Below are 26,162 nucleotides of genomic sequence, written 5' to 3'. Positions count from 1 at the left end.
CTATTTTGTTGTTGACAAATCTAATAAATAATCTAACGTTATAAAATTAATATACGTATGCCTATTAACATTTAGATTATTGAAAATAAATGATACTTTTACATTATAGCATGAAAGTTAAAGCATGAAAAAAAATATAGCCATAATTATGGGAGGCTATTCTAGCGAATATGAAATTTCGCTTAAGAGTGGTAATGTGGTTTACAATACTTTAGATAAGGACAAATACAACACGTATCGCATTCACATCTTTAAAGAAAAATGGGTGTTTGTTAATGATATGAACGAAGAGTTTCCTGTAGATAAAAACGATTTTTCAGTTTTAGTGAATGAAACTCGGATTACGTTTGATTGTGTCTTTAATGCCATTCATGGCTCACCTGGCGAAGACGGCTACATGCAAGCTTATTTTGAATTAATTGGCATACCACAAACGAGTTGCAGCATGTACCAAGCCGCTCTAACTTTTAATAAGCGAGATTTACTGGCTACGTTGAAACCTTTTGGCATTAAAACTGCTGAAAATTATTATCTGGACTTGGGAGACACTATTGATAATGGTGCCATTGTTGCCAAAGTTGGCTTACCTTGTTTCGTAAAGGCCAACAAAGCCGGAAGCAGTTTTGGCATTTCAAAGGTTTACAAAAAAGAAGATTTAAAAGCTGCCATAGACAAATCGTTTAAAGAAGATAATGAAATTATCATCGAGCAGTTTCTGGATGGTGTTGAAGTTTCCGTAGGTGTGATTTCCTACAAGGGCGAAACTAAAGTTTTACCGATTACAGAAATTGTCTCGGAGAATGATTTTTTTGATTATGCCGCCAAATATGAAGGTAAATCCCAAGAGATTACTCCTGCACGTATTTCTGACGATTATGCTAATAAAGTTAGAAATGAAGCCAAAAAAATATACGAAGTTCTGAATATGACTGGCTTTACAAGAAGCGAATTCATTTTTAAAAAAGACGAACCTTATTTGCTCGAAGTGAACACCGTTCCTGGTCTAACTAACGAAAGTATCTTACCACAGCAAGCCGCTAAAGCTGGTATTAGTATGGAGGATTTATTTGATAATGCTATTGAGGAAGCGTTGAACAAATGACGATTTTTGAATACACACTCAATTTCTTAATGCTTATCTTTGTTTAGAGTTTAATTAAAAAGATTCCTGCCTCTGCAGGAAGAGAATATGAAACGAGCATTATTTCCTGGATCATTTGATCCCATCACTAACGGACATTACGACATTATAAAGCGTGGCATAAAACTTTTTGATGAAGTTGTCGTAGCCATTGGTATCAATTCAGAAAAGAATTACATGTTTTCTTTAGAAGAGCGCAAAGCTTTTATTAATGAAGCATTTGCCAATGAGCCAAAAGTGAAAGTGACAACATATAAAGGGCTAACTATAGATTTCTGCAAGGAAATTGATGCTCAATTTATATTGAGAGGATTGAGAAACCCTGCTGACTTCGAGTTTGAAAAAGCTATCGCCCATACCAACCGAAAACTTTCTAAAATTGAAACCGTTTTTCTCTTAACAGCAGCGAAAACATCTTATATCTCGTCTTCAATCGTTAGAGATGTTATTAGAAACAATGGGGATTATACGAAGTTAGTCCCAGATAGTGTGAGAGTTAAATAATATTATTCCGCTTTGCTTTTTGGACAGCTTCTAATTTATTATGAACTTGAAGTTTGCGATAGATATTCTCAATGTGCTTTCTAATAGTTCCTGTAGAAAGTATTAGGTTTTCCGCAACAGCATTGTAGCTCAAACCTTTACTCAGCTGTTCTAAAACATCAACTTCTCTATTCGTAAGTTTTATACCTAACTGTTCTTTTTCTTGAATAAAGGGGTTTCTAAGTAGTTTTAATGTTTTTAATGCAATGGATGGATTCATTGCCGCACCACCATTTAAAGTTTCTAAAATACCAGAATGTAAGTCAACTGCATTAATTTCTTTAAGTAGGTAACCATCAGCTCCTGCTTTAATAGCATTGAAAATGTTTTCGTCATTATCAAAAACCGTAAGCATTATAATCTTTATATGTGGGTATTTTTGTTTCACTTTCTCTGTAGCTTCAATACCATTCATTATCGGCATTTCTATATCCATTAAAATTAAATCGAGATTGTGATTAATTTCTAATCGTTTTAGCAAGTCTTCGCCATTCATAGCATTAAACTTCACAGTAAGATCATCAAAAAAAGACAGCTTCTCCTCTACGGCTTTTATTAAAAACGTGTTATCATCTACTATGGCTATTCTTGTGGTCATTTTAAATAATTACTGTTATTAAATTGTGAGCTTTACGCTTGTACCTTCATTTTCTTTAGACTTAACAATAAACTCTCCTTCGATTTCCTTTGCCCGTTTTTCCATATTGTTTAAGCCATTGCCTCTTACGATTTCCTCTGTTTTAAACCCAATGCCGTCATCCGTAATTTTAAACACTAGGTTTGATAAGTCCTTATGAACGTTCACTTCGATTTTTGAAGCATTGGCATATTTTAAACTATTGTGGATGGCCTCTTGTATGATTCTATAGATGTTCATGCCCTCAACCGATGTGAATTTTTTTGAAGTATCTACACGCTCATCTACACTAAATTCAAATTCAATATTGGCATCAGACAAGTGGGCTTTTTCGATATAATTGGTAATTCTGGTCTGTAGATCCTCAAAAGTGATTTCGTTTTTGTTCATTGCCCAAATGGTATCCCGAAGTTCATAAATAGTACCAGATGTGAAATCACTAATGTTATTTAGTTTAGTTTTTAGTTTCTCGTCCTTTATATCAAACCCATACTTTAAATTATCAATTGATGAAATAATAAAGGTGAGTTGGGCTCCAATATTATCGTGTAAATCCCTAGAAATCCTTAATCTTTGCTCCTGCAATCTATTCTGTGTTTCAATTTTTAGCAAGGCATCTTTGAGTTCGTTTTCTTTTTGAAGCTGTCTGTTTTTAAGCTCTTGTTGTTTATAAATTAAATAACCCAATATACCTAAGATTATCGCAAGGGCTATGAGACCAAAAATCTGGTAATTTCGTTCTTGGATGATTAAATCTCGTTCAGCTAGTTCTGCACGCTGTATGAGAATTTCCTTTTCTTTTTTTTCAGTTTCATACTTTATCTCCATATCTGCAATTGCCTTTGCATTATTTTCGGAAAAAATCGAATCTTTTAAGGAAATAAACTTATGCTTTGATGCTCTTGCTTTGTCATAATTATTGAGCATATAATGTGCTTCTGCACTGCTTAAATAAAGATCTGTTGCCACCAATTCAATTTCAGGATATTTATCAACCAGTGTAAAACCTTTATTTATATACGAGAGTGCTTTTTTAGGCTCATTACGCTCATTATACAATGTTGCAATATTATTATAAAGGGCCAAAATGCTTTTTTCGTCTGCCTTAAAGTTTTGTGGTTTGTCTAAAGCCTTTAAATAGGTTGAGAGTGCTAAATCTGTGTTTCCTTTAACATAATAGGCATTGGCCAAATTGTCTAGCAAGCGATAGTAATCTATGAGGTTATTCTTCTTTTCGGCAAGAGCAATACCTGTTTTGTACGTTGCTATCGCTTCATCTAATCGCCCTAAATCCTTTAGATTAATGCCAATATTGTTATATGAGGCAATCTGTTCATTTTCAAGATTATATTTTTTACGTACTTCTAATGCTTTTTTATGATAGGTCAATGCCTTTTCGGCCAGATTCATTTCTTGGTATATAAGCCCTATGTTGTTTAAAGAAGCTGATGTTGAACGTTCGCTATCTCTCGCTTCATCCATTTTTAGGGATTGGAAAAAATAGTCGAGCGCATCGTTATAGTTGCCTCTGTTCCAATTGAACATTCCAAGATTATTTAAGCACATGGACTCAATGTTGTCAAAGTTATACTCCCTACTCATCTTTAGGGCCTTTTCGAAATAATAAGCAGCAGAGTCTGATTTCCCAGTAACATCCATGTAAATACCATGGGTATTTGTCAATTCCGTAAGTCCAAATTTAAAATTTGCATTATTGGCAAGTTGCTTACCTTCTTTTATAACATCAAGCGCTTTGTCCGTATCGTTAAAGATATAGCTGAACCCAATTTTGTTGTACATTCTTATTTTAACAGAATCATCCTTTATTGTTCTAGCCTCGGTAAGCAGACTGTCTAAATTTTGAGAAAAACCGAAGAAGGTGTACAGAATTAAGCAACAACTTAATGATAGTTCTTTCATAAGTGGTATAGACACAAAAAGCATCAGGTATATTCTGTGATTTATTACAGAAATTATAACTGATGCTTTTTTAAAAAAATTGATTAATAGCATTACTAATATATCATTATTTAGGCGTAGGTCTATTTTTTTTCGATTAATGGACAATTTAAAAAGATTAAGCGCAATCTGTAAATAATTACGCCTAATCATAACAAATCTCAACAACAAGATTTATTTACTAAGATCGTAAGCGTATATGGTCTTATCGTTTGGTTTATAATATAGAAACCCACCATACTCATCTACTTTGTACACTGGTTTTTTATCCTTTAGTACAATTTCTTTTTCGGTATTACCAGTATCTTTATTTAGTTTAACCAAACCTACACCATCATCTAATTTGGTTAAAACAAACTGCGCATCCTTGGTTGCGGACGTTGCTTTAAAACGTTTTGCCATCTCATTAAAAGATGCTGTACCAATTGCTGAGAACATATCTGCTGTACGTTTCATTCTTGCACCATACTGGTTATACTGACCAAGATAATTTTTGTTTGCGCCAGCGCGCAGGGAAGCATCCATAGCCAATCCTGTAGAAGCTACAGCCACTGCTCCCGCTAATATAGCACCAAAAGCACTTTTACCTGGTGCTCTGTGGTACTCATGCCAATTAGTTTTACCATCCCAGTCGAGCAGCATTATATTTTGATCTGAGCTCAGCAAAATGCCTCCATCTCTAACCTCTAAACCAGTTGGATCTTCTTTTCCTTCAAAATCGACTTCTACTAAGATTTCTGAATCACCAGAACTTGTATTAATGCTCCATAATTTTTCATCTGCGGCAATTAAATACCTGTTGTTTTTTTCATCTAAAGTAGAACTAACCACATTTGCTCTTTTAAACTTTAATGGCTTAGACCACACCTGGTCACCAGTTTCTAGATTAACAATATTGGCGTCTTCTGAAGTGATATAAATAAGTCCTTGTGGCGTTTCTGCCATAGTTAGAATATTCTCTCCTGTTTTTAAAGGCTTTTTGAATAACGGTTTACCATCATAAGAGACTTTATTGATTCCTCCTGACTGAATACCGAATAAAATACCATCTTCCATAATATAGAAATGTTGCACATAGCCTTTGGTTTTTGGTGCTTTTTCCCAAAGATCCTCACCATTAGAGGCATTGAACATTGTAATTTTTGATTCAGATTTAGCGGCTAATGCACCACTACCACCTGCCACATCACTTACAACAGCCAATCCTTGTGGCAATATCTGAAAGTTAGAAACACTTCCTTTCACTTTACGTTCGTCTTCCCATGCCTCAGAACCATTGGCTCCTATTTTATAGATCCTAGTGTTTTTTCCATTAGCGGTTGCGGCAAAAGCATAAATATCTGTTTCGGCTTCATTGCTGGTCATCCAATTGACATTCTTCACCTTGTTTTCCCAAAGTGTTTCTCCCGATTTTGATTTTGCAATAATACCTTGACTTGTAGGAACCAACATCTTATCCTTTAAAAGTAATGGCTTACCAGTAACAGCATAATTTTTCATAGTTACTTTTCCTGGCTTCACCAAGAAAAATGAATAATCCTCCTCACCTGTACCTAAATCATATACAGCAACTTTTGGAGTTACATTTTCAGCTTTATCTCCGCCTATTTGAAACCCACTGACTACGAGCTTGTTCTGCGGCATCATAACGTCGCAGGTAAATACATTCTTCCAGCCTTTAGACTCTGTTGTAAAAAGTATTTTACCTGAAACATGGTCTATCACAGCTTTTTTGGAAGACAAGTTTCCAAAACCAGTTTGCCCTACCATTACATAGGGAGATAGTGGTATATAGTTTAACTCTTCTGCCTTTACTCTTCCATAATCCGTAAAGTTGAAAAGTAATTCATTACTGCCAGGTTTAATCCCAACTAAACCATCATTTGTAGCAACAACAACGGTTCCACCAACGGTTATGGTCATATCATTAATCTTAGCACCAAGATCATATTTAAAGTCTGGTGCTTCTTGAGCAAACAATGATGTAGCACCCAAAACGAGTACAAACATCATTGCCTTTTTAATTTGAATTAATTGCGTTTTCATAATGATTAATTATGTGGTCTGCTTATCTAAATCGAAAGATCCATTGGTAATAGTCTTCACAGATTGATCGCCATTTACATTTTTCCCGGAGAAGTTAAATGTTCCTATCACCTTAGAATCTGTTTCCTCTGAAATATTAATTTCACCAACTTGTGTGTCGTCATAAGGTGCCTGCCAAATTTCTGTTGTTGAATTCTGAGGATTGTTAATATCCACGTCGGTCTCTGTGTATGAAGCAGAGTTAAAAATATTAGCTCCGCCTCCAAGTGGGTAAGTTCCTGGGCCAGAATAGCCAATGATAGTTATTGCAAAGGCATTCCCATCACTATTAGATGCTATTATGATTAAATTTTGGCCGTTGTTTGCAACCGTAGCTGAAGAGGAGATGTCTAATGATTGAAAATTAGTACCATCAACACTTGCGGTTAAGGTTCCTGAAGGTGCATCTCCACCTCCTCCGCCATCGTCATCACTTTTGCATGATGTCAATGCCACTAAGGATACTGTCATTACTAATAACATGAAGTTTTTTAAAGTTCTCATTGTTGAAACATTTATTGGTTAATACTGAGACAAATCTCAACAATAAGATAAAGGCAAAACATACGATGAATTACGTATATTTTTACAATTCATTAATTATCAGTTATTTAAAAGCATATAAGCGTAGTGTTTGAGGTGATTTTTGTAACAATATGTTGAATTTTACTACATATAATTAATAGCCAACACCTGTTTTATGCAAAATTCTTTTTCATATCTACTCTTTATATTGAAGCTAGTTCAGCCTTCAAAAAACACCATCTTAAGTTGGATGCACGCTAATGCTGTAGATAAATTAGAATATGCTTTAAAACATGGCAATTATAAAACACGTCAGTTAGCGGCAGAGGCTCTAGAGCATGTTGGCAGACCTTCGTCCGTACCTATTTTGCTGCATGCGATGAACGATAAAATTCAAAACGTGTCTATTGCTGCTCTTAATGCGCTTGAAAGTTTAGGATGCAACGATGAGCTTGTAATTTCTATTACTAGAAAACGCTTTAATTGGGTAAAGGAAATAAGAGAGAAAAAAGAAAAACAAAGTGGACAACGCGAAAAAACCATAACATCTATCGTTGGGAGCGCAAGAGTAAAAAGAATTTTGAAATGGTTAAGGAACGACTAAAAAGACCTATTCGTTAGGCTCTTTTAATTGAACTTAATATGTGCATGTTGTTTCTGTAAAGTCTCAATTTCTATCTGAAGTTTCCCAAGAAATTGCTGATGTGCTTCAGAATTGGGGTTGAACGGTCTATGCGCCCTTTTTGCTTGGATGGCCGCAACTTGTTCTGCGCTTTTCAGAGCGTCTTCTGATAGCCAAACATTTTTAAACTTTTCCCAGATGTAATTTATAGCAAGGTTATTTGGATGCAACATATCTTCATTGTAAAACCGGTAGTCTCTTAACTCGTCCATTACAATTTCGTATGAAGGAAAATAATATTGTTGTGTTCTTGGTTCTACAGTTTGATGTATTGCAGCAATTAAATGCGATTTGCTTCTTGTGTTTTCCACAAAACCATCCTTTATATGCCTAACTGGAGAGACCGTAAATATGAAGTTAACCTTAGGATTTATACTTTTTATCAAACTAACAATAGCTTCAAGTGATTCTGAAATTTGCTCAACTGAAAGTAATTCCTTTAAAAACTGTTTTTGAGGTAATTTATGGCAATTGGCAACTATTTTATCTGTTGCAATATGTCTGTAAACCCAGCTGGTTCCCAATGTTATTACGATGTGCGTTGATTCTCTGAGTTGTTGATTTGTTAGGTCTAAAGTTTTATTTAGAGTAATTAATAACTCATCTTTTGAAATGCTATTCAACCTAGAATGTGCATCTAAACAACTCCATTGTTCGTTATGAGAAATCAATTCATTTTCGGAATAATAGTCTTTATTAATCGCCCTGGTGACAAGAGTTTCAATAGCTATAGGATGAAATAGAATTCCGAATGGATTTACAATGGATTGAAACTTAAAATAATCAAATTTTTCTCCAATATTTTCTGAAAAACACGACCCTAGAAGCATCATCTTAGAGTTGTAATCTATTTGATTATGCTGTTGTGGCTTTAGTGGTATGTTGGTTTGAAGATTCATATTAGATTCCACATCAAGTGCAGATGGACAAACTTAAAGATAATTTTTTGCAGCCTTTAAAGCCTCCTCAATCCCATCTGGATTCTTTCCACCAGCAGTCGCAAAGAATGGTTGACCACCACCTCCACCTTGGATATGTTTACCGAGTTCTCTAACTATTGTCCCAGCATTTAAGTCTTTCTCTGCAACGAGACTCTTAGATATATAACAAGATAATAAAGCTTTTCCGTTATTATCCGCACCGAATATTGCAAATAGGTTATCGAGCTCACCACCCAATTCAAAACACAAGTCTTTGATACCTGAAGCATCTAAATCTACTTTTTTGGCGATGAAGTTTACGCCATTGACATCAACAATTTCATTCTTAAGATCACCCTTTACATTTTTGGCCTTATCCTTAAGTAATTGTTCTATCTGTTTCTTTAAATCAGCATTTTCAGATTGTAAATTTTCAACTGCCTTTACAGGTTCGTTAGGGTTTTTCAAAACTTCCTTTAAGGCTTGGTACTCTTTATCTATAGTTTCAAAATAATCACCGACAACCATATTGGTTATGGCTTCAATTCGTCTTATTCCTGCAGCAATAGCACCTTCGGATTTAATCTTAAAATGCCATATATCCCCTGTATTTGGCACATGTGTTCCACCACACAATTCCATAGACTGACCAAAGCGAATAGCTCTTACCGTATCTCCATATTTTTCTCCGAATAATGCCAAAGCACCTTCATCCAAAGCTTTTTGCATCGGGATATTGCGCTGCTCTTCCAATGGAAGGTTTTCCTTTATCCTTGCATTGACAAAATCTTCAATCTGCTGTAATTGGTCCGGTTCTACTTTTGCATAATGCGAAAAATCGAAACGCAAGGATTTAGGTCTTACTAAAGATCCTTTTTGCTCAACATGTTCTCCTAAAACAGTTCTTAACGCTTGGTGCAATAAGTGTGTTGCCGTATGGTTACTTGCAGACAAACGTCTGTGTTCTTCATTGACTTCTGCCCTAAACGTATCATTTAAATGCTCTGGTAAATTTTTGGCAATATGGATGATCACATTGTTCTCTTTTTTGGTATCCAATATATAAATCACCTCTCCATTGGAAGCTTCAATGGAACCTTTGTCACCAACTTGTCCACCTCCTTCAGGATAAAATGGTGTCATATTAAACACCAATTGGTATTGTTCACCGTCTTTTTTTGAGGTCACTTTTCTATAGCGCGTCAACTTTACATCAACCACCAAAGTATCATAACCTATGAATTCCTCAGTATCATCTTCTTTTAAGACTACCCAATCCGAAGTCTCCGAAGCCGAAGCAGCCCTAGAGCGGTCTTTTTGCTTTTTCATTTCAGCATTAAAACCGGCTTCATCAATGTTATAGCCTTTTTCCTTGGCAATAAGTTGGGTTAAATCCAATGGAAAACCATAAGTGTCATATAATTCAAAGGCTTTAGTACCAGCAATGGTTTCGGACTTAGAGTTCTCAATGACCCTATCCAACAACAATAAGCCTTGATCCAAAGTTCTTAAAAAGGAATGCTCTTCCTCTTTAATGACATTTTCAATAAGTCGTTTTTGATTCTTAAGCTCTGGGAATGCGGTTCCCATTTGCTTACTCAATGTATCCGTAAGTTTATAGATAAAAGGTTCTTTCTGGTTTAAAAATGTAAATCCATAACGAATCGCTCTACGCAAAATTCTACGAATCACATAACCAGCACCAGTATTGCTTGGCAACTGACCATCTGCTATAGAAAATGCAACGGCTCTAACATGATCTGATATCACTCTAATCGCAATATCAGTTTTATCATCTTTGCCATATCCTTTTCCCGAAATGGTTTCAATCTCCCTTATAATTGGCGTAAAAACATCCGTATCGTAATTAGACTGAACGTCTTGTAATACCATACACAAACGTTCAAAGCCCATACCTGTATCAATATGTTTATTTGGCAAGATCTCGAGAGAACCATTTGCTTTACGGTTGTACTGCATAAAGACCAGGTTCCAGATTTCCACAACCTGAGGATGGTCCATATTAACTAGAGATTTTCCGTCCACTTTTGCTTTTTCTTCAGCAGAACGAATATCTACATGGATTTCGCTACAAGGTCCGCAAGGGCCTTGGTCTCCCATTTCCCAGAAATTGTCCTTTTTGTTGCCCATAAGGATTCGATCTTCAGAAATATATTGCTTCCAAATGTCGTAAGCTTCTTGGTCAACATCTAAACTATCATCATCACTACCCTCAAAAACAGTGACGTAGAGAATATCTTTATCAATGCCGTAAACTTCAGTCAGTAATTCCCAAGCCCAAGCAATAGCCTCTTTTTTAAAGTAATCGCCAAAACTCCAGTTACCGAGCATTTCAAAAAGAGTGTGGTGGTACGTATCATAACCAACCTCTTCTAAATCGTTATGCTTACCAGACACCCTTAGGCATTTTTGAGAATCTGCAATTCGGTTTTTCTTAGGGTCTGCATTTCCTAAAAAATATTCCTTAAAAGGTGCCATCCCAGAATTGACGAACATTAAAGTCGGATCATCCTTTAATACCATTGGAGCAGACGGAACAATAAGGTGCTGTTTGCTTTCAAAGAATTTTAAAAATTTATCGCGAATATCTTGAGACTTCATATACTGAAATTATAGCTTGTTTAGTTTATATTAACACAATTGCAAAACAATCTTTATATTTTTCTCTGGTTTTTATTATTACCTTTAAAACGTCAGAGAGAACCTATTCCTAATATATTCCATTAGTTTTTTAAATTTGTAATGGAAATATTTTTGTAGGTTTGAAAGTTCGCAAAGAAATAAGCACCTTTAATGCTTATTCGCTGCAAAAATAGTATAAATTCAAACATGGCTAAGGTAAAATATTATTATGATGCTGAGACGCTTTCTTACCGTAAGATAAAGCGCAAAAAAAGGACAACCTTTAAATATGCCACAATTTTTCTTTTAGCAGCGGCTCTGTTTGGTTTTTTGTCTTTTGCCATAGTTAGCCATTATATTGAATCTCCTAAAGAGCGCCAATTGGCCAGAGAGTTACAGAATATGGAGTTACAATATGAACTCCTCAACAAACGTATGGACGATGCCATTGCTGCGCTAGAAAACGTTGAAGAGCGTGACAATGCGATATATAGACTTTATTTTGAAGCTAACCCAATACCAGAAGAGCAAAGACGAGCGGGATTTGGTGGTATCAACCGTTATAAGAAATTTGAAGGTTTTGACAACTCGCAATTAATTGCAGAAAGCAATAAGCGATTAGATATACTGGAAAAAGCTATAGTAGTACAATCCAAATCTTTGGATGAAATCGCAAAATTGGCTGAGGACAAAGAAAAATTTTTAGAAGCTATACCAGCTATACAACCAGTTAACAATCTTAATCTAACACGGATGGCATCTGGTTATGGTTACAGAACAGATCCCTTTACCAAGGTTAGAAAGTTCCATTTTGGGATGGACTTTACAGCACCAAGAGGCACTCCTGTTTATGCCACTGGCGATGGTGTTGTAAAACGCGCGGACAATAGCTCTACAGGTTATGGTAAACATATTCGTATAGACCATGGTTTTGGCTACGTATCACTTTATGCCCATTTATACAAATACAATGTAAGAGTTAACCAACGTGTAAAGCGTGGAGATTTAATAGGTTTTGTAGGAAGTACAGGACGTTCTGAAGCTCCGCATTTGCATTACGAGATTTTTAAGGATGGTGAGCGCATCAACCCTATAAACTTCTATTATGGAAATCTATCACCAGAAGAATTTGATGTATTGCTTCAAAGAGCTTCTTTAGAAAATCAATCCCTCGATTAAGATGCATATAGAATTACCAGAAAAACGTTATTACGGTATTGGTGAAGTTGCCAAAGCATTTAATGTCAATGCATCTTTAATCCGCTTTTGGGAAAAGGAATTTGATGTTATAAAACCAAAGAAAAATGCCAAGGGTAACCGAAAATTCACTCCAGAGGATATTAAAAATTTAAAGTTTATCTACCATCTGGTAAAGGAAAGAGGTTTTACTTTAGAGGGAGCAAAAATTCATCTCAAAGAAGAAAAGAAGCAAGCGCTCGAAAAATTTGAAATCATTGAAAAGCTAGAAGACATTAAGGCTCAGCTCATCAAAATAAAAAATCAACTTTAAAACTCACTAATTATGAAAAAATGGATAATTCCATTAGTGCTAGTAGTAATCATTGCATTTTGGGGAATGAATGTGAACAATACAGCTGTAAAACTTGAAGAATCTGCAAAAAAATCTTGGTCTAATGTTGAAAGCAGCTATCAACGACGTAATGATCTTATCGGAAACTTAGTTAAAACTGTACAAGGTGCTGCAGATTTTGAAAAGAGTACCTTAGAAGCCGTTATAAAAGCTCGGGCAGAAGCATCTAAGCCAGAAATTAATATCAATAATGCAGAAGATTTAAGTCCAGAAAATTTAGCAAGATTTCAACAAGCCCAAAGTGGATTAAGTAGTGCTCTATCTAGATTATTAGTTACTGTTGAACGCTACCCAGATTTAAAAGCTAACCAAAATTTTGTTGAACTTCAAAGTCAATTGGAAGGTACAGAAAACCGAATTAACGTAGCTAGAGATCGATTTAATGAATCGGTTGAACCTTATAATAATCATGTTAGAACGTTCCCAAATAAAATCATTGCTGGTATTCTAGGTTTTGATGAAATGGGATATTATGAAGCCGAAGCTGGAGCAGAAAAACCTGTTGACGTAGAATTCGATTTTAATTAAAAAACCCTATGCCATATATTGAAGATTTCCTAACTACAAAAGAAGAAGAGGAAATCATTGAAGCTATTCGAGTTGCTGAACGTGAGACCTCAGGTGAAATCCGTGTACACTTAGAACAGAAATGTGATATTGATGTGTACGAACGTGCCTTGGAGGTTTTCCATATTTTAAAAATGGATAACACCAGGCAGCAAAACGGAGTGCTCATTTATGTGGCTGTTGATAATAAAGCCTTTGTGATTTTTGGCGATCAAGGCATCAACAATGTAGTTGGTTCTGATTTTTGGAACTCTACTCGCGACAAAATCTCGTCACAGTTCAAATCAGGGAATTTTAAGCAAGGTATTATTGATGGTATCCATGAGGCTGGTAAAGTGCTTTCAAAACATTTTCCTTGGGAGCATGGAGATAGAAATGAACTCGATAATACAATCTCTAAAGGCTAATGCAAACATTAAGATATATCGTTTTTTTTCTCTGTCTAGCTAGTGTTTTTAGTGTTTATGCACAATATGAGATTCCACCTGTGCCAGAATTTCATACTAGTGTCTATGATGATGATATCAATCTTCTAACTCCATCTCAAAAAAGCAGTTTAGAAGAAAAATTGATTCGATATTCAGATACAACCTCTACACAAATTGTTATAGCCATAATAAGCTCCACCGAAGGTGAATATATCAATTATCTCGGAGCACAATGGGGCGAAAAATGGGGAATTGGCCAAGAAAAAGAAGACAACGGTATTCTTATACTTTTAGCCAAGGACGATCGTAAAATCGGAATCAATACTGGTAAAGGCGTTGAACATTTATTGACAGACGCCCTAAGTAAGCGAATCATTGATAGAGATGTAATCCCATATTTTAAACGCAACGATTATTATGGTGGATTAAACAGAGCTACAGATGCCATTTTTGAAGTAATGAATGGCGAATATCAAAGTACAAGACAAAGCAACAGCAGCGAATTCCCTTTTGCAGTATTCTTTATCTTATTTGTAATATTCATCATATTTATCATAGCTATATCCAAAACTCGTGGTGGTGGCCGTGGTGGCAATAGAGGTAACAGAAACGATGATGATGCTAGAAGTATCTTAGAAGCTATTATTTTAAGTAATATGGGTCGTGGAAGTTATTCTAGAGGCTCATCCTCTGGTGGTATCTTTGGTGGTGGGTCATCAGGCGGCAGCTTTGGCGGAGGCGGATTTGGCGGAGGCTTCGGAGGCGGTAGCTTTGGCGGTGGTGGAGCTTCTGGTGGATGGTAAGTCCCTATTGTCCTGCGGACATTTCCCCTAAGGGGAAAAATTTGCAATTATCAGTACTCAGTAGGCAGTTAGCCGTTATCTAAACCCGTTTCCTGAATTAAACGTTTTGAGATGAAAAAAGTACCGTACCTAATTGTTGCTTTTATTATCCTTTTTGGGTGTAAGGATAACAAGAACACTACTGTTTCCTCTTATATTCCTGAAAATGTAAACCAGAGTGTTGTCTATGACACTTCAAATTTATTTACGCAGTCTGAGCGCGATTCATTAACTCAAAAAATTCTGGATTTTGAAAAACAAACCACAAATCAAACTGCGGTTTTAACTGTTGATTCTATTCCAAAAAATGAAGATATACTATACTTTGGTACTCAGGTAGCAGAATCTTGGGGAATCGGCACCAAAGAAAAAAACAATGGCTTATTGATCACAATATCTAAGAATGATCGAAAAATTGCCATTTCCACTGGCTTTGGGATGGAAAAAACCATTTCTGACTATGAATGCCAAATGATTATTGACAACATTATAGTGCCAGAATTTAAATCTGAAATGTATTATGAGGGTGTTAGTAAAGCTCTAGATTCTTTATTTCTTCTTTGGGACTAATCTAAAAAGAAAAAACTATCCTTACCTACTTCACCTTTACTTCCTAGACTATTGAATTTATAGCTAAAGCCAAGCATAAAGTATTGTCTTAAAACGGTACTTTGGGAATCTTGAATATAATCTTGCGTGGCTATACGTCTTGCATTGGTGTTTTGGTTGAGCAGATCGTACACTTTTAAAGTGATCAACCCTTTATCCTTTAGCAAACTGTAAGTTAATGTAGAATTCCAAAACCAAGCACTTTTCTGAAAGCCTTCTGCTACATTAGGGTTGTAATTAAAGTTGATGTCATTTCGCCATTCAAACTTTTTGGGTAAAAAAGTCGCCGTTCTCAACCCAGCATTATGACTTATAAAATTAATGTCTTCAAACGCATCAATATCGTAGGCATTGTTAGAAATATTGAGTTCGTAAAACGGTCTTATCTCCATGACTTTTTCCCAGTAAAAATCAACACCAAGACGAGGTGAAATGGTATTTACAGTGCTGGCATATTGCACGTCGTTATTAAAGTTGATGTTTCTACTTCGGTTAAATCGAGCTCTTAAATTAAACTTTACCTTTTTTAAAGTATCTATCCTTATTTCCTTGCTGTAATTACCCGAAATACCATAATTATAATTACCATCTACGTTTTCGTATGTAGTTGTCCTAACCAATGTTTCTGGATCTACCACAGATTTAGAAACCACTTGATTATCCGTAAAACTCGCATTAATATTGGCATAAAAACCGGTTCGCTTTTGCCAATCGAAGCCATTATAGCCAGCATAAAAACTATGGCGATTAGAAGGCTCTAAGTTTGGGTTACCAATGATAACACTTAACGGGTTGGATACATCCGTAAACGCCTGTAGTTGTCTTAATGCTGGAGGATTATTTCGCAACCAATAACTTCCGTAAATTGATGATTTAGGACTAAACCTATAATTTACCCTATAACTCGCTTCAATATTTTTAAATTGACGCTCTACATTAAACTGCGGACGTAATAAATCGTTATTTTCTAGCGTACGAATGTTATAACCTATATCGAAACGTGTGTATAGTTTTTCACCTCTAAAAGTAGCGCCAAAATTAGGCACACTCCTAGAGTCGGTATATTCAAAATCTGTACTTAATTCCGTATTAAAATTCGTGAAGCCTTGGGTGTTGTCATCAAAATCAAAAGTACTTTCTCTATTTCTGTCTTTATCCCTAGAGTATCGATATTCAAAATTCAGGAAAAATTTCTTTTCGATTATCGGTAATCTATAAGTAAGTTCTGTAGAAAACCCATAGCTATCATTAAAACCATCTGTGAACTGATCCCTAACTATGGTTTCTGGTTCCGTACCAAAAATTTCAGCGACAGAGTTTAAAAAATCATCACTTTCTTGCTTGCTTACATTGGTCGATAATTCGGCCCTAACAAAAGCACCTTTACTTCCAAATCGTTTTGTTGCAGATAAATCTGTAGAAAATTCCCGTGCGTAACGTTCTACTTCAGAATTTACAGAAGATTGGTTGGTCAATACCATATCTTCATCAAGGGTTTCATCGTTGCTATCATAAAACGTTTTTGATTTAGAATAACTAAAAGACGGTTCTATATTAAGTTGAAATGTAGAATCTGTTTCTATTTCAAATTCGAGGTTAGCTGAGTGACTGTCTGTATCACTGATAGATCTGGAATTGGAGTTTGTAAAAAATCTCGAATCCGCCAAAATGGTTTCACGCTCTGATGATGTTTCGTTTTCCGAATTACTTGAAGAATTAAAATAATCTGTGGAAATATCTATGGTTTCGCCTATAACATCTGCGTAATTTAAACCTGTACTCCGCGAAGTTGTAATACCTTGCCCTCCACCAAATGAACGACCACCAACCGCAAACGTCCCGTTACTGTTAAATGAAATTCCGCCTCCTGTTCCAAACATTTTAGAAATTTCACCAAAACTAAAACCTGGAGAATTAATATTGTTACCTCCTGCAAGTATGCTAATACGCCTGTCATTATCAAAAAAGTTAAGCATACCTGCATATTCATAGCGCTCGTCCGTACCAGCTCCAGCTGAAACACGTCCAAAAACACCTTTGTTATTTTCTTCTTTAATGGTAAGATTAATGGTTTTATTTTCTTGGTCACCAGCCTCACCAGAAAAAGCTTCAGATTTGGTTTTGGTATCCACAATCTGAATTTTTTCAATAATATCTTTAGTCAGGTTTTTAGTGGTTATGGTAGGATCGTTTCCAAAAAACGGTTTACCATTCACCAAGATTTTGTTCACAGGCTTGCCATTAACCGTAATATTACCTTGCTCATCTACCTCAACACCAGGTAATTGCTTGAGCAAATCCTCAACATTGGCATCCTTTTTTGTTTTAAATGATTTTACATTAAACTCTAGTGTATCTTGTTTAACCGTGATAGGTGCAGTAGATTTTACAAGAACTTCATCGAGTCTATTATCTACTTGCATGGTAATCGTTTTAAGATTAATTTTTTCCTTATCGATTAACACTTTTTTATAGTAAGTACTGTAACCCACATAAGACACATAGAAATTTAAGCTATCTGCATAGGCTGTACCTTCTAATTTAAACTTTCCTTCTTTGTCTGAAATGGTATATGTTACAACACTACTATCCTTAACACGTTCTAAGTAAATTGTTGCTGACTCAACAGGACTTTCAGTATCCTCAGCCATGAGTTTTCCTGTGATTTCAAATGATTTTTCTTGAGAGAAAGAATATACTGTAATAAGTAATGCAAAAACTAAACATAGTTTTTTCATAGTGATTGATTGATTGATTGATGGTTTTAAATAATAGCTAAATTCAAAAACGCAAGAAAGCAATAAATCGTATGAATTTTCTTAAAAGAAATATAAAGTTTCAATTAGTTCTTTAAGGTGAAGTGACCTTTAAATGTTCTACCATCGGCCAATTTTGCAACAAACCAATAATCATCAGTTGGCAATAACAAACCATTATATTTACCATCCCATTTGGGATTGTCTTTATCTAGTATCGTAATCATTTTACCATAACGATTAAAAACCTCTACACTGGCAGTCACTGGAAACTGTGTTGAAAAGCCTTTAATTTCCCAAAAATCGTTTTTTCCGTCTGCATTTGGAGTGAAAAACTTTGGAAAACCTAAAACAGAAATATCGTCGGAAACTATGCCGCAATCTGCTTTTATATCTTTAACATAAACCGTGTGAATACCTGCCGAAACATTTTCAAAACTATTGGATTCTTGATAAACACCATTTTCATCATCTAGTGCATAAACATAGTCACCATCACCTGATACCAAAACAGTTATCATATTATTTTCTGATATATCGGTAACTTCAATGGTTTCAATTACTGCAGTACTCGATGGAAGCACCACAATAGTTCTTCTATTGGTACAACCTGCTGGTTTTGTTACAAACACTTCGTAAGTCCCTGTTTCGTTGACCTCAATATTAATTGTGGTTTCACCTGTTGACCAGTCGTAAGCATAATTGTTTGGAATGTCTCCAATAATGCCTCCTTCTAAAGTGATGGTTTCTGGATAGATGTTTAGGCAATAATACACTTCTTCATACTGAGTAACATTGGGTAAGTCTTTAACAGTTAAATTAAATTCGTTAATAGCATAACATGTTTCATCTATATCAACTCTGGCATACACCGTTTGATTGTAAGCGACTTCATTAAAATAGTTTTCTGTGATTTCATTCACCCTTAATAAGGCGTCATTATATGTTACATAGTAACCCAAGGACGCATTTACAGGAGAATTTTCCAATATTTGAGAATCAGCTTCGGTGAGATTGAAAAATGCAAAGCCATCTTCAATGAAATCATCACAGACTTCTAAACTTGCTGCAAACTGTTGTGGTATATTGACTTGTAAAGTGACCTCGGATATCGAGAAGCAATCCGTAAACTCATCATAGACCTGAGCATAAATAATTTGATAGTTTGATGTATTTATATAGTTATTTCCATCTATCTGGTTCTGTAGCATGGCATCTTCAAAAAAATAGATATCCCAAATCGGCACAACCTGCCCTTGCTCATTTCTTACAATATCATCTGTATAGTTATAAAGGTTGAAGCTTGAAATTCCGTCAATAACTTCATCATCACATTGAATAATCGTAATATCATTTGCAATTGGTGAGGCATAGACATTAACCGTTACAGGAATTCTATTTCCATCGGAACAACCATTAAATAAGGGTAATAAATAATAGGTTGTGTTTGCGTCAATATAATCCTCAAAACTGAGACCTGTATTAATTATCTCAGTAGAAGTTTCCGCTGCATACCAATACACTTCATCTGCATTAGTAGTTAAATTGATTTGTGACAATCCCTCATCACAAAGGCTATTTGTGACTACTTCTGTTTTTGGCATTATAATAACAGAGCTCGCTGAAACTTCAATATTTGGATCACCGTCCATACCACCAAATTCTACAATATATCCTTGAGGATGGTACGGACTTCCTACTGCATCGCCTTGAACTTGTAAATCGTTCCAAGATCCCAAGATACCGACACTTGGGTCAGTGACATGTGCATAATCCTCATCACCTATATTGTTAGGTTCACCATTATTCCAAAAGGCAAACATACCATCAGGTGCACTCCCATTAACTGCACCATTCCAAAATATCTGTCCGGCTTCTGGTCCTGTTTCCCACCTCCAGACTCCTTCTGTCGCCTGATCTGATCCACCTATCCAACCAGTTCCTTCAGCTTGTTCTCCTGTTAACTGCACCTCTTCTTCGGTAGTAATTGTAGCCAAATACCCTTGTAGACCAAAAAAAGTTAATTCGGATGCTGCAGTTTTTGCCTCTGTCCAAGTTATACCTTCTTCGGCAACATATAAATAATAATGGCCTGTTGCAGGTAAAAAGTTGGCGTTGCCTAGGTTAATAGAAAAGAATTTATCTTGTGTAAAATTATTCTCGGAAGTCTGAAATTGAATATCTAAAATAGCATTTTCAAATTCAGTAAAACTTGCAGGACCAGTTAAAGTCAACAAGCCTTCACCGATAGACCAAGATGCTGTTATATTAGGGTGTATACCAGTTAATGATAACACATCACTGCCCAAGGTGTATCCAGTAGCTATTTGAACAAAAACCTCATCCAGTACGTCATCACCTGAACCTCCGTAAATGGAGACATCTGTTACAATGGGCATAGGTGTTTCACCACAATAGAATTGGTTTCCAGTAGCTGTTATATTTGGAGGATTTTGAGCCCAGAGCATTGGACTCAATATTATAAAGACCAAACAAATTTTATGTAGCCCTAATCTCAACATAGCAAAAGCTAAGTTACTATTTTTTGCGCATGTACACGCTTACAGGAACTCCATTAAAATCAAAATGATCTCTCAATTGGTTCTCTAAAAAACGCTTATATGGTTCTTTTACATACTGAGGTAGATTACAGAAAAAAGCGAATTGCGGTTGCGGAGTTGGCAATTGCATAATGTATTTTATCTTAACATACTTCCCTTTGTAAGCTGGTGGAGGATTATGTTCTATAATTGGAAGTAAAACATCATTAAGCACACTAGTCTTTATGCGTTTTGTTCTATTCTTATAGACCTCAACTGCTGTTTCTATGGCTTTAAAAATTCGTTGTTTATTTAAGACTGAGATAAACACAATAGGCACATCGGTAAATGGTGCGATTTCTTCTCTAATATGTTGCTCAAATTCTTTGGAAGTTTTAGTGTCTTTTTCAACCAGGTCCCATTTGTTTACCAAAATCACAATTCCTTTTCTATTGCGCTCTGCTAACCAGAATATATTTTGAACCTGACCATCAAATCCACGAGTGGCATCCAAGACCAACAAGCAAACATCGCAATGCTCTATAGCTCTTACGCTTCGCATTACAGAATAGAATTCTAAGTCTTCTTTTACTTTTGATTTTCGTCTGATACCTGCAGTATCTACCAAATTAAATTCAAAACCAAAACGGTTGTATTTGGTATCTATGGAATCTCTTGTGGTACCTGCAATATCTGTTACGATATATCGCTCCTCACCTATTAATGCATTTATAAATGAAGATTTTCCTGCATTTGGTCGACCAACTACTGCAAATCGAGGTAGTTCTTCTTCGTCTGTATCTTCTTTTTCTGGTAAGGCTTCAACAACAGCATCCAATAAGTCACCTGTACCACTTCCGTTAATACTGGCAATGGTGAAATAATCACCTAAACCTAAGGCATAGAATTCTACAGCATCTGCAGCTCTTTTGTTATTATCTACTTTATTGACCGCGAGAAAAACAGGCTTATCTACTTTTCTGAGAAGGTTAGCCACATCCTCGTCCATACCTGTAACACCAGTTTCAACATCTACCATAAAAATTATGGCATCGGCTTCGTCAATGGCGAGTTCTACTTGTTTGTCAATTTCAGCTTCAAAAACATCGTCGCTACCAACCACATAACCACCTGTATCAATTATGGAAAACTCTCGACCATTCCAATCGGTTTTTCCGTAATGACGATCTCTCGTAACACCACTAACGGCATCTACAATAGCTTCGCGCCTTTTAATCAAGCGATTAAAAAAAGTGGATTTTCCGACGTTGGGTCTTCCAACAACTGCAACTATATTTCCCATAGGTTTCGATTTAATCTGCTTTACATATCCTGTAAGCGATTGCAAAGGTAGGGTTTAATTTTAGATATACGATTTGGAATTTATAAGGTTATTTCTGATTGTAACCAAAACGTTTTAGTTGCCTTTGGTCACTTCTCCAGTTTTTGTTCACTTTCACATACAATTCCAAGTGGACCTGTTTTCCGAAAAACTTTTCCAGATCCTTTCTGGCTTCTACACCAACTCGTTTTATTGCTGCTCCTTTATGACCAATGATAATACCTTTTTGGGTCTCTCGCTCTACCATAATCACTGAGCGCATTCTTATAATATCTTCCTCTTCAAAAAATTCTTCAGTATCAACCTCAACCGCATACGGAATTTCCTTTTTGTAATGCATCAAGATTTTTTCGCGAATAGCTTCATTAACAAAAAAGCGTTCTGGCTTATCCGTTAATTGGTCTTTAGGGTAAAATGGTGGAGATTCTGGAAGCAATTCTATAATTCTGTTGAATACATTCTGAACATTGAAGCCTTCAGTTGCAGAGATCGGGAAAAACTCAGCATTCGGCACTTTGTTTTGCCATAGTTCTGATTGCTCCTCCATCTGTTCCTGATTGGATTTATCAATCTTGTTCAACAGTAATAAAACAGGAATCTTTGAATTCGTTATTTTATTAAAGAACGCTTCATCTTTTAAATCCTTCTCTCCTATTTCAACCATATAAATGAGAACATCAGCGTCATCGAAAGCAGTCTTTACAAAATCCATCATAGATTCTTGCAACTCGTATGCTGGTTTAATGATTCCTGGTGTATCACTCAATATCACTTGAAAGTCTTCACCGTTTACAATACCGAGAATTCTATGTCTAGTCGTTTGAGCTTTTGAAGTGATTATTGATAGTTTTTCACCAATAAACGCATTCATTAATGTGGACTTACCCACATTTGGATTACCGATAATATTTACAAAACCCGCTTTGTGCATTCTAATTATTTTGATGCAAAGTTAAGGTTAAAAATCGTTTCAACTATATAGAATCTTTATAACTAAACTCAAAGAGTTTTAGTAACTTACAGACATATTAACCAAAATCAATCAAATACGATGAAAAAATCACTTTTTACTTTAATTATGGTATTGTGTATTATTTCACTACCTGCACAGATTAGTGGAAAATTAATGCAATATCCAGATGTTTCAGATACACACATTACTTTTACTTATGGTGATGATGTTTGGATAGCATCAAAATCTGGCGGTATAGCAAATAGATTAAGCTCACCAGCAGGCGCAGAAAGCTTTCCACGATTTTCACCTGATGGCAAAATGATTGCCTATACCGCGAATTATAATGGAAATTTTGATGTGTATGTTATAAACGTCAACGGTGGTATACCAAAACGACTCACCTATCATGGCATGAACGATAGAGTTTTGGGTTGGACACCAGACGGAAAATCAGTGCTTTTTGCTTCTTCTAGAGAGAGTGGTAGACAACGTTACAATCAATTTTACACAGTTTCTGTTGATGGTGGTTCTCCTGAAAAATTGAGCGTGCCTTATGGCGAGTATGCCTCTTTTTCGTCAGATGGTAACAAAATAGCCTACACAGACCGATCTAGAGTTTCACGAAATTGGAAACGCTATCGTGGTGGAACTGCACCTGATATTTTAATTTTTGACCTCAAAACTTATAATACAGAAAACATTACCTCGAACACGGCAAATGATGAGTTACCAATGTGGGTTGGCGAAACCATTTATTACATGTCTGATAATGGACCGAACAAGAGAAACAACCTTTGGAAGTATGACTCAAATACGAAAACAAATACGCAATTAACGCAATTTAAAGACTACGACATCACATTTCCAGAAAGTGGAAAAACTGATATCGTTTTTGAAGCTGGAGGCAGTCTATATTTATACAACATCGCTTCAGGAACAACCAATGAGGTGGATATTAAAATTATTTCTGATCAAAAAGAATTAATTCCAGAAATAAAAAAAGTATCAGATTTTCTCCAAGATGCTACAATAAGTCCAGATGGTAATCGCATTGTAGTACAAGCAAGAGGGGAGTTGTTTAACCTACCAGCTACAGAAGGCTTTATATCTAACATTTCAAATACTTCTGGAGTCGCAGAACGCAGCCCTTCTTGGTCTCCAGATGGTAAGCATTTGGCGTATTGGAGTGATGCAGATGGTGAATATCAACTCTACTTATCTGATATGGAAGGTAATGATAAACCCAAGAAAATTACAAAGCATAAAAACGGTTTTTATTATAATATTTACTGGTCACCAGACAGCAAAAAAGTTGCCTTTGTAGATCAAGCCATGAATATTAAGTATATCGATATTGAAAGTGGTAAAACAACTACCGTTGACAAAGGAAAGTATATGTTTCAAGGAGCATTGGACAACTTTTCAGTAACCTGGTCACCAGACAGCAACTATTTTGCATATTCCAGAGGTACTGATAATAGAGCAAAAAGAGCCATCTTCGTTTATGACATAAAAAACGATACAGCTAAGCAGTTAACTTCGGGTTACTATTCGGATAATTCACCTGCATTCAGTAAAGATGGCAAACATTTGTTCTTTATAACCAATCGCACCTTTCAACCTGTTTATTCAGATATGGATAATACGTTCATTTATCCTAACTCTACAAACCTTGCGGTTGCAACCTTAGATAATTCAACCGAGTCCTTATTAACAGTTAAAAATGATAAGTTCGAAGTTAAGAAAGAAGAAAAAGATAAGGACAAAAAGGATGACGATAAATCTAAAAAAGATGATTCTAAAGATGAAGAAAAAGAAACAAAAATAGACTTTGATGGCTTTGAAAGCAGAGTAGAATTATTAGATATACCAGCAGGAAATTATGGAAACTTACAAGCTGTAGAGGGTAAATTATTATTTAACAAATTCCCTAATTCCGGTGCTGAACAAGGTGGCTCATCCATTTTAAATTACTATGACTTTAAGGAGAGAAAAGTAAAAACCATCATATCTGATGTGTTTTATTATCTCGTTTCAGCCAATGCTGAAAAATTATTGGTGATGCAAAACTCAAAATTAGCTGTCATCGATATCGGAGAAAATAAAAAAATTGAAAAGCCTGTACCTCTCGAAGATATGACCATGACCGTTATTCCAAAAGAAGAATGGAAACAAATTTATAATGATGTTTGGCGCTTTGAACGCGACTTTTTCTATGACCCAAATATGCATGGTGTAGATTGGCAAACTATGAGAACACGCTATGGAAAACTTATAGACCAAGCTAATACCAGAAACGATGTTAATATTATAATTGGAGATCTTATCGCTGAACTTAATGCTTCACACACATACAATGGTGGAGGTGACAGCGAATCATCAAAACGCATGAATGTTGGTTATTTAGGTGCCGATTTTAAAATTAATAATGGAGCATTTCAAATAAGCAAAATTCTTGAAGGAGCAGCCTGGGACGCAGAAGAACGATCTCCATTGGCAAAACCTGGTCTAAATATAAAAGAGGGTGATTATATTTTGGCTATTAATGGCACTCCATTAGATATTACCAAACCTATCTCGGCGGCCTTACAAGGTTTAGCCAACACTGCGGTTCAATTAACCGTAAATAGTAGCCCAACTATGAAAGATGCTAAACATATTATAGTGAAACCTTCAGGTTCTGAAACGCGATTGAGACATCTGGCTTGGATTGAAAATAATAGAAAGCGTGTGGATGAAGCCACTGATGGTAAAGTTGGCTACATTTATGTGCGCAGTACAGGTATTGATGGACAAAACGAATTAGTGCGACAGTTCTATGCCCAAATGGATAAAGAAGGAATGATTATAGATGAACGTTTTAATAGTGGTGGACAGATTCCTGATCGTTTTATAGAACTTCTAGATAGAAAACCACTGGCTTTTTGGGCCGTAAGGGATGGTAAAGATTGGGCATGGCCTCCATCAGGGAATTTTGGTGCTAAGGTGATGCTAATTAATGGATTTAGTGGATCTGGTGGTGATGCTTTTCCTGATTATTTTAGAAAACGAGAACTTGGACCACTTATCGGAACAAGAACTTGGGGTGGTTTAATTGGAATTTCTGGAGCTCCTTCGCTCATTGACGGCGGACGTGTTACTGTACCGACATTTAGAATGTATGACCCTTCTGGTGAATGGTTTAAAGAAGGTCATGGTGTGGATCCAGATATTGAAGTGATTGAGGATTTTGAAAGTCTTGCCAATGGCACCGATGCACAGTTAGAAGCTGGTATTAGAGAAGTTATGAAACTTCTTAAAACAAATTTTAAAGATCCTAAAAGACCTGCTTACGAAAACAGGAATTAGATAGATAATACTAATCAGATAAAAAAGGATTGCTCTTTAGGGCAATCCT

The 26,162-nt window shown here is 35.7% G+C and carries 20 protein-coding genes; 10 read left to right on the top strand and 10 right to left on the bottom strand.

Annotated elements, in window-relative coordinates:
* The first annotated feature begins 124 nt into the window (after window positions 1–124).
* Complete coding sequence (locus F1003_RS07160; protein ID WP_155088519.1) at window positions 125–1,102, top strand: D-alanine--D-alanine ligase; 978 nt, start codon at window positions 125–127, stop codon at window positions 1,100–1,102.
* Window positions 1,103–1,189: 87 nt separating this feature from the next.
* On the top strand, window positions 1,190–1,645 hold the full coding sequence (gene coaD / locus F1003_RS07155) for a pantetheine-phosphate adenylyltransferase (protein WP_155088518.1): 456 nt from the start codon (window positions 1,190–1,192) through the stop codon (window positions 1,643–1,645).
* Here the strand turns inward: coaD and F1003_RS07150 are convergent.
* From F1003_RS07150 to F1003_RS07135, 4 genes are all read right to left on the bottom strand, one after another.
* Window positions 1,638–2,282, bottom strand: a complete 645-nt coding sequence (locus tag F1003_RS07150) for a response regulator (protein WP_155088517.1) — start codon at window positions 2,280–2,282, stop codon at window positions 1,638–1,640. The two genes, coaD and F1003_RS07150, sit on opposite strands and share 8 nt — an antisense overlap.
* A gap of 18 nt (window positions 2,283–2,300) precedes the next feature.
* Window positions 2,301–4,241 carry a tetratricopeptide repeat-containing sensor histidine kinase gene (locus F1003_RS07145; RefSeq protein WP_162306915.1) on the bottom strand — a complete coding sequence of 647 codons (1,941 nt, stop codon included), beginning with the start codon at window positions 4,239–4,241 and terminating at the stop codon, window positions 2,301–2,303.
* Window positions 4,242–4,454: 213 nt separating this feature from the next.
* Window positions 4,455–6,326, bottom strand: coding sequence for an outer membrane protein assembly factor BamB family protein (locus F1003_RS07140; RefSeq protein WP_155088515.1), 1,872 nt, complete (start codon window positions 6,324–6,326; stop codon window positions 4,455–4,457).
* Between the two features lie 9 nt (window positions 6,327–6,335).
* Window positions 6,336–6,869: a DUF6252 domain-containing protein gene (locus F1003_RS07135; protein ID WP_155088514.1), complete on the bottom strand. Its 534-nt coding sequence runs from the start codon at window positions 6,867–6,869 to the stop codon at window positions 6,336–6,338.
* Between the two features lie 196 nt (window positions 6,870–7,065).
* On the opposite strand from F1003_RS07135, the gene F1003_RS07130 reads away from it, so the two are divergent.
* Window positions 7,066–7,494, top strand: coding sequence for a HEAT repeat domain-containing protein (locus F1003_RS07130; RefSeq protein ID WP_235898287.1), 429 nt, complete (start codon window positions 7,066–7,068; stop codon window positions 7,492–7,494).
* A 23-nt stretch (window positions 7,495–7,517) separates the two neighbouring features.
* Here F1003_RS07130 and F1003_RS07125 read toward each other — a convergent pair whose 3' ends face one another.
* Window positions 7,518–8,471, bottom strand: a complete 954-nt coding sequence (locus F1003_RS07125; protein ID WP_155088513.1) for a GSCFA domain-containing protein — start codon at window positions 8,469–8,471, stop codon at window positions 7,518–7,520.
* Window positions 8,472–8,504: 33 nt separating this feature from the next.
* Window positions 8,505–11,114: an alanine--tRNA ligase gene (gene alaS, locus F1003_RS07120; RefSeq protein ID WP_155088512.1), complete on the bottom strand. Its 2,610-nt coding sequence runs from the start codon at window positions 11,112–11,114 to the stop codon at window positions 8,505–8,507.
* Between the two features lie 228 nt (window positions 11,115–11,342).
* Here alaS and F1003_RS07115 point away from each other — a divergent pair, with 228 nt between their 5' ends.
* The 6 genes from F1003_RS07115 (at window position 11,343) to F1003_RS07090 (ending at window position 15,133) form a co-directional block, all read left to right on the top strand.
* Window positions 11,343–12,314, top strand: a complete 972-nt coding sequence (locus F1003_RS07115) for a M23 family metallopeptidase (RefSeq protein WP_155088511.1) — start codon at window positions 11,343–11,345, stop codon at window positions 12,312–12,314.
* Between the two features lies 1 nt (window position 12,315).
* A complete protein-coding gene (locus tag F1003_RS07110) occupies window positions 12,316–12,645 on the top strand; it encodes a MerR family transcriptional regulator (RefSeq protein ID WP_155088510.1) in 330 nt (109 codons plus the stop codon).
* Window positions 12,646–12,657: 12 nt separating this feature from the next.
* Window positions 12,658–13,254: a LemA family protein gene (locus F1003_RS07105; protein ID WP_155088509.1), complete on the top strand. Its 597-nt coding sequence runs from the start codon at window positions 12,658–12,660 to the stop codon at window positions 13,252–13,254.
* Between the two features lie 8 nt (window positions 13,255–13,262).
* Window positions 13,263–13,700, top strand: a complete 438-nt coding sequence (locus F1003_RS07100) for a TPM domain-containing protein (protein WP_155088508.1) — start codon at window positions 13,263–13,265, stop codon at window positions 13,698–13,700.
* Window positions 13,700–14,524 carry a TPM domain-containing protein gene (locus F1003_RS07095; RefSeq protein WP_155088507.1) on the top strand — a complete coding sequence of 275 codons (825 nt, stop codon included), beginning with the start codon at window positions 13,700–13,702 and terminating at the stop codon, window positions 14,522–14,524. The genes F1003_RS07100 and F1003_RS07095 overlap by 1 nt, the downstream gene beginning before the upstream one ends.
* Before the next feature lie 111 nt (window positions 14,525–14,635).
* Window positions 14,636–15,133: a TPM domain-containing protein gene (locus F1003_RS07090; RefSeq protein WP_155088506.1), complete on the top strand. Its 498-nt coding sequence runs from the start codon at window positions 14,636–14,638 to the stop codon at window positions 15,131–15,133.
* Here F1003_RS07090 and F1003_RS07085 read toward each other — a convergent pair.
* The 4 genes from F1003_RS07085 to era all read right to left on the bottom strand — a co-directional run bounded on the left by F1003_RS07085 (window position 15,130) and on the right by era (window position 22,741).
* Window positions 15,130–17,910 (bottom strand): outer membrane beta-barrel protein, encoded by a 2,781-nt coding sequence (locus F1003_RS07085; protein WP_155088505.1) that lies wholly within the window; start codon window positions 17,908–17,910, stop codon window positions 15,130–15,132. The two genes, F1003_RS07090 and F1003_RS07085, sit on opposite strands and share 4 nt — an antisense overlap.
* A 104-nt stretch (window positions 17,911–18,014) precedes the next feature.
* Entirely contained in the window at window positions 18,015–20,396 is a 2,382-nt protein-coding gene (locus tag F1003_RS07080) for an FIDD domain-containing protein (RefSeq protein ID WP_235898286.1), read from the bottom strand.
* Between the two features lie 70 nt (window positions 20,397–20,466).
* Window positions 20,467–21,771, bottom strand: a complete 1,305-nt coding sequence (gene der, locus F1003_RS07075; RefSeq protein WP_155088503.1) for a ribosome biogenesis GTPase Der — start codon at window positions 21,769–21,771, stop codon at window positions 20,467–20,469.
* Window positions 21,772–21,859: 88 nt separating this feature from the next.
* Window positions 21,860–22,741 (bottom strand): GTPase Era, encoded by an 882-nt coding sequence (era, locus tag F1003_RS07070; protein WP_155088502.1) that lies wholly within the window; start codon window positions 22,739–22,741, stop codon window positions 21,860–21,862.
* 120 nt (window positions 22,742–22,861) lie between these two features.
* Here era and F1003_RS07065 point away from each other — a divergent pair, with 120 nt between their 5' ends.
* The gene (locus tag F1003_RS07065; RefSeq protein ID WP_155088501.1) at window positions 22,862–26,113 is read left to right on the top strand and encodes a S41 family peptidase; all 3,252 of its coding nucleotides are present in this window, start codon (window positions 22,862–22,864) and stop codon (window positions 26,111–26,113) included.
* Window positions 26,114–26,162: the final 49 nt, after the last annotated feature.

This window comes from Winogradskyella ouciana (assembly GCF_009709615.1).
GTDB classification, from domain to species: Bacteria; Bacteroidota; Bacteroidia; order Flavobacteriales; family Flavobacteriaceae; genus Winogradskyella; species Winogradskyella ouciana.
Note: the sequence above shows the minus strand (reverse complement) of the source record. Positions and strands in the feature narration are given on the sequence as shown.

Coding starts and splice junctions, on each gene's coding strand:
- F1003_RS07160 (WP_155088519.1), top strand. CDS start 125: ATGAAAAAAAATATAGCCATAATTATGGGAGGCTATTCTAGCGAATAT.
- coaD (WP_155088518.1), top strand. CDS start 1,190: ATGAAACGAGCATTATTTCCTGGATCATTTGATCCCATCACTAACGGA.
- F1003_RS07150 (WP_155088517.1), bottom strand. CDS start 2,282: ATGACCACAAGAATAGCCATAGTAGATGATAACACGTTTTTAATAAAA.
- F1003_RS07145 (WP_162306915.1), bottom strand. CDS start 4,241: ATGAAAGAACTATCATTAAGTTGTTGCTTAATTCTGTACACCTTCTTC.
- F1003_RS07140 (WP_155088515.1), bottom strand. CDS start 6,326: ATGAAAACGCAATTAATTCAAATTAAAAAGGCAATGATGTTTGTACTC.
- F1003_RS07135 (WP_155088514.1), bottom strand. CDS start 6,869: ATGAGAACTTTAAAAAACTTCATGTTATTAGTAATGACAGTATCCTTA.
- F1003_RS07130 (WP_235898287.1), top strand. CDS start 7,066: ATGCAAAATTCTTTTTCATATCTACTCTTTATATTGAAGCTAGTTCAG.
- F1003_RS07125 (WP_155088513.1), bottom strand. CDS start 8,471: ATGAATCTTCAAACCAACATACCACTAAAGCCACAACAGCATAATCAA.
- alaS (WP_155088512.1), bottom strand. CDS start 11,114: ATGAAGTCTCAAGATATTCGCGATAAATTTTTAAAATTCTTTGAAAGC.
- F1003_RS07115 (WP_155088511.1), top strand. CDS start 11,343: ATGGCTAAGGTAAAATATTATTATGATGCTGAGACGCTTTCTTACCGT.
- F1003_RS07110 (WP_155088510.1), top strand. CDS start 12,316: ATGCATATAGAATTACCAGAAAAACGTTATTACGGTATTGGTGAAGTT.
- F1003_RS07105 (WP_155088509.1), top strand. CDS start 12,658: ATGAAAAAATGGATAATTCCATTAGTGCTAGTAGTAATCATTGCATTT.
- F1003_RS07100 (WP_155088508.1), top strand. CDS start 13,263: ATGCCATATATTGAAGATTTCCTAACTACAAAAGAAGAAGAGGAAATC.
- F1003_RS07095 (WP_155088507.1), top strand. CDS start 13,700: ATGCAAACATTAAGATATATCGTTTTTTTTCTCTGTCTAGCTAGTGTT.
- F1003_RS07090 (WP_155088506.1), top strand. CDS start 14,636: ATGAAAAAAGTACCGTACCTAATTGTTGCTTTTATTATCCTTTTTGGG.
- F1003_RS07085 (WP_155088505.1), bottom strand. CDS start 17,910: ATGAAAAAACTATGTTTAGTTTTTGCATTACTTATTACAGTATATTCT.
- F1003_RS07080 (WP_235898286.1), bottom strand. CDS start 20,396: ATGCTCTGGGCTCAAAATCCTCCAAATATAACAGCTACTGGAAACCAA.
- der (WP_155088503.1), bottom strand. CDS start 21,771: ATGGGAAATATAGTTGCAGTTGTTGGAAGACCCAACGTCGGAAAATCC.
- era (WP_155088502.1), bottom strand. CDS start 22,741: ATGCACAAAGCGGGTTTTGTAAATATTATCGGTAATCCAAATGTGGGT.
- F1003_RS07065 (WP_155088501.1), top strand. CDS start 22,862: ATGAAAAAATCACTTTTTACTTTAATTATGGTATTGTGTATTATTTCA.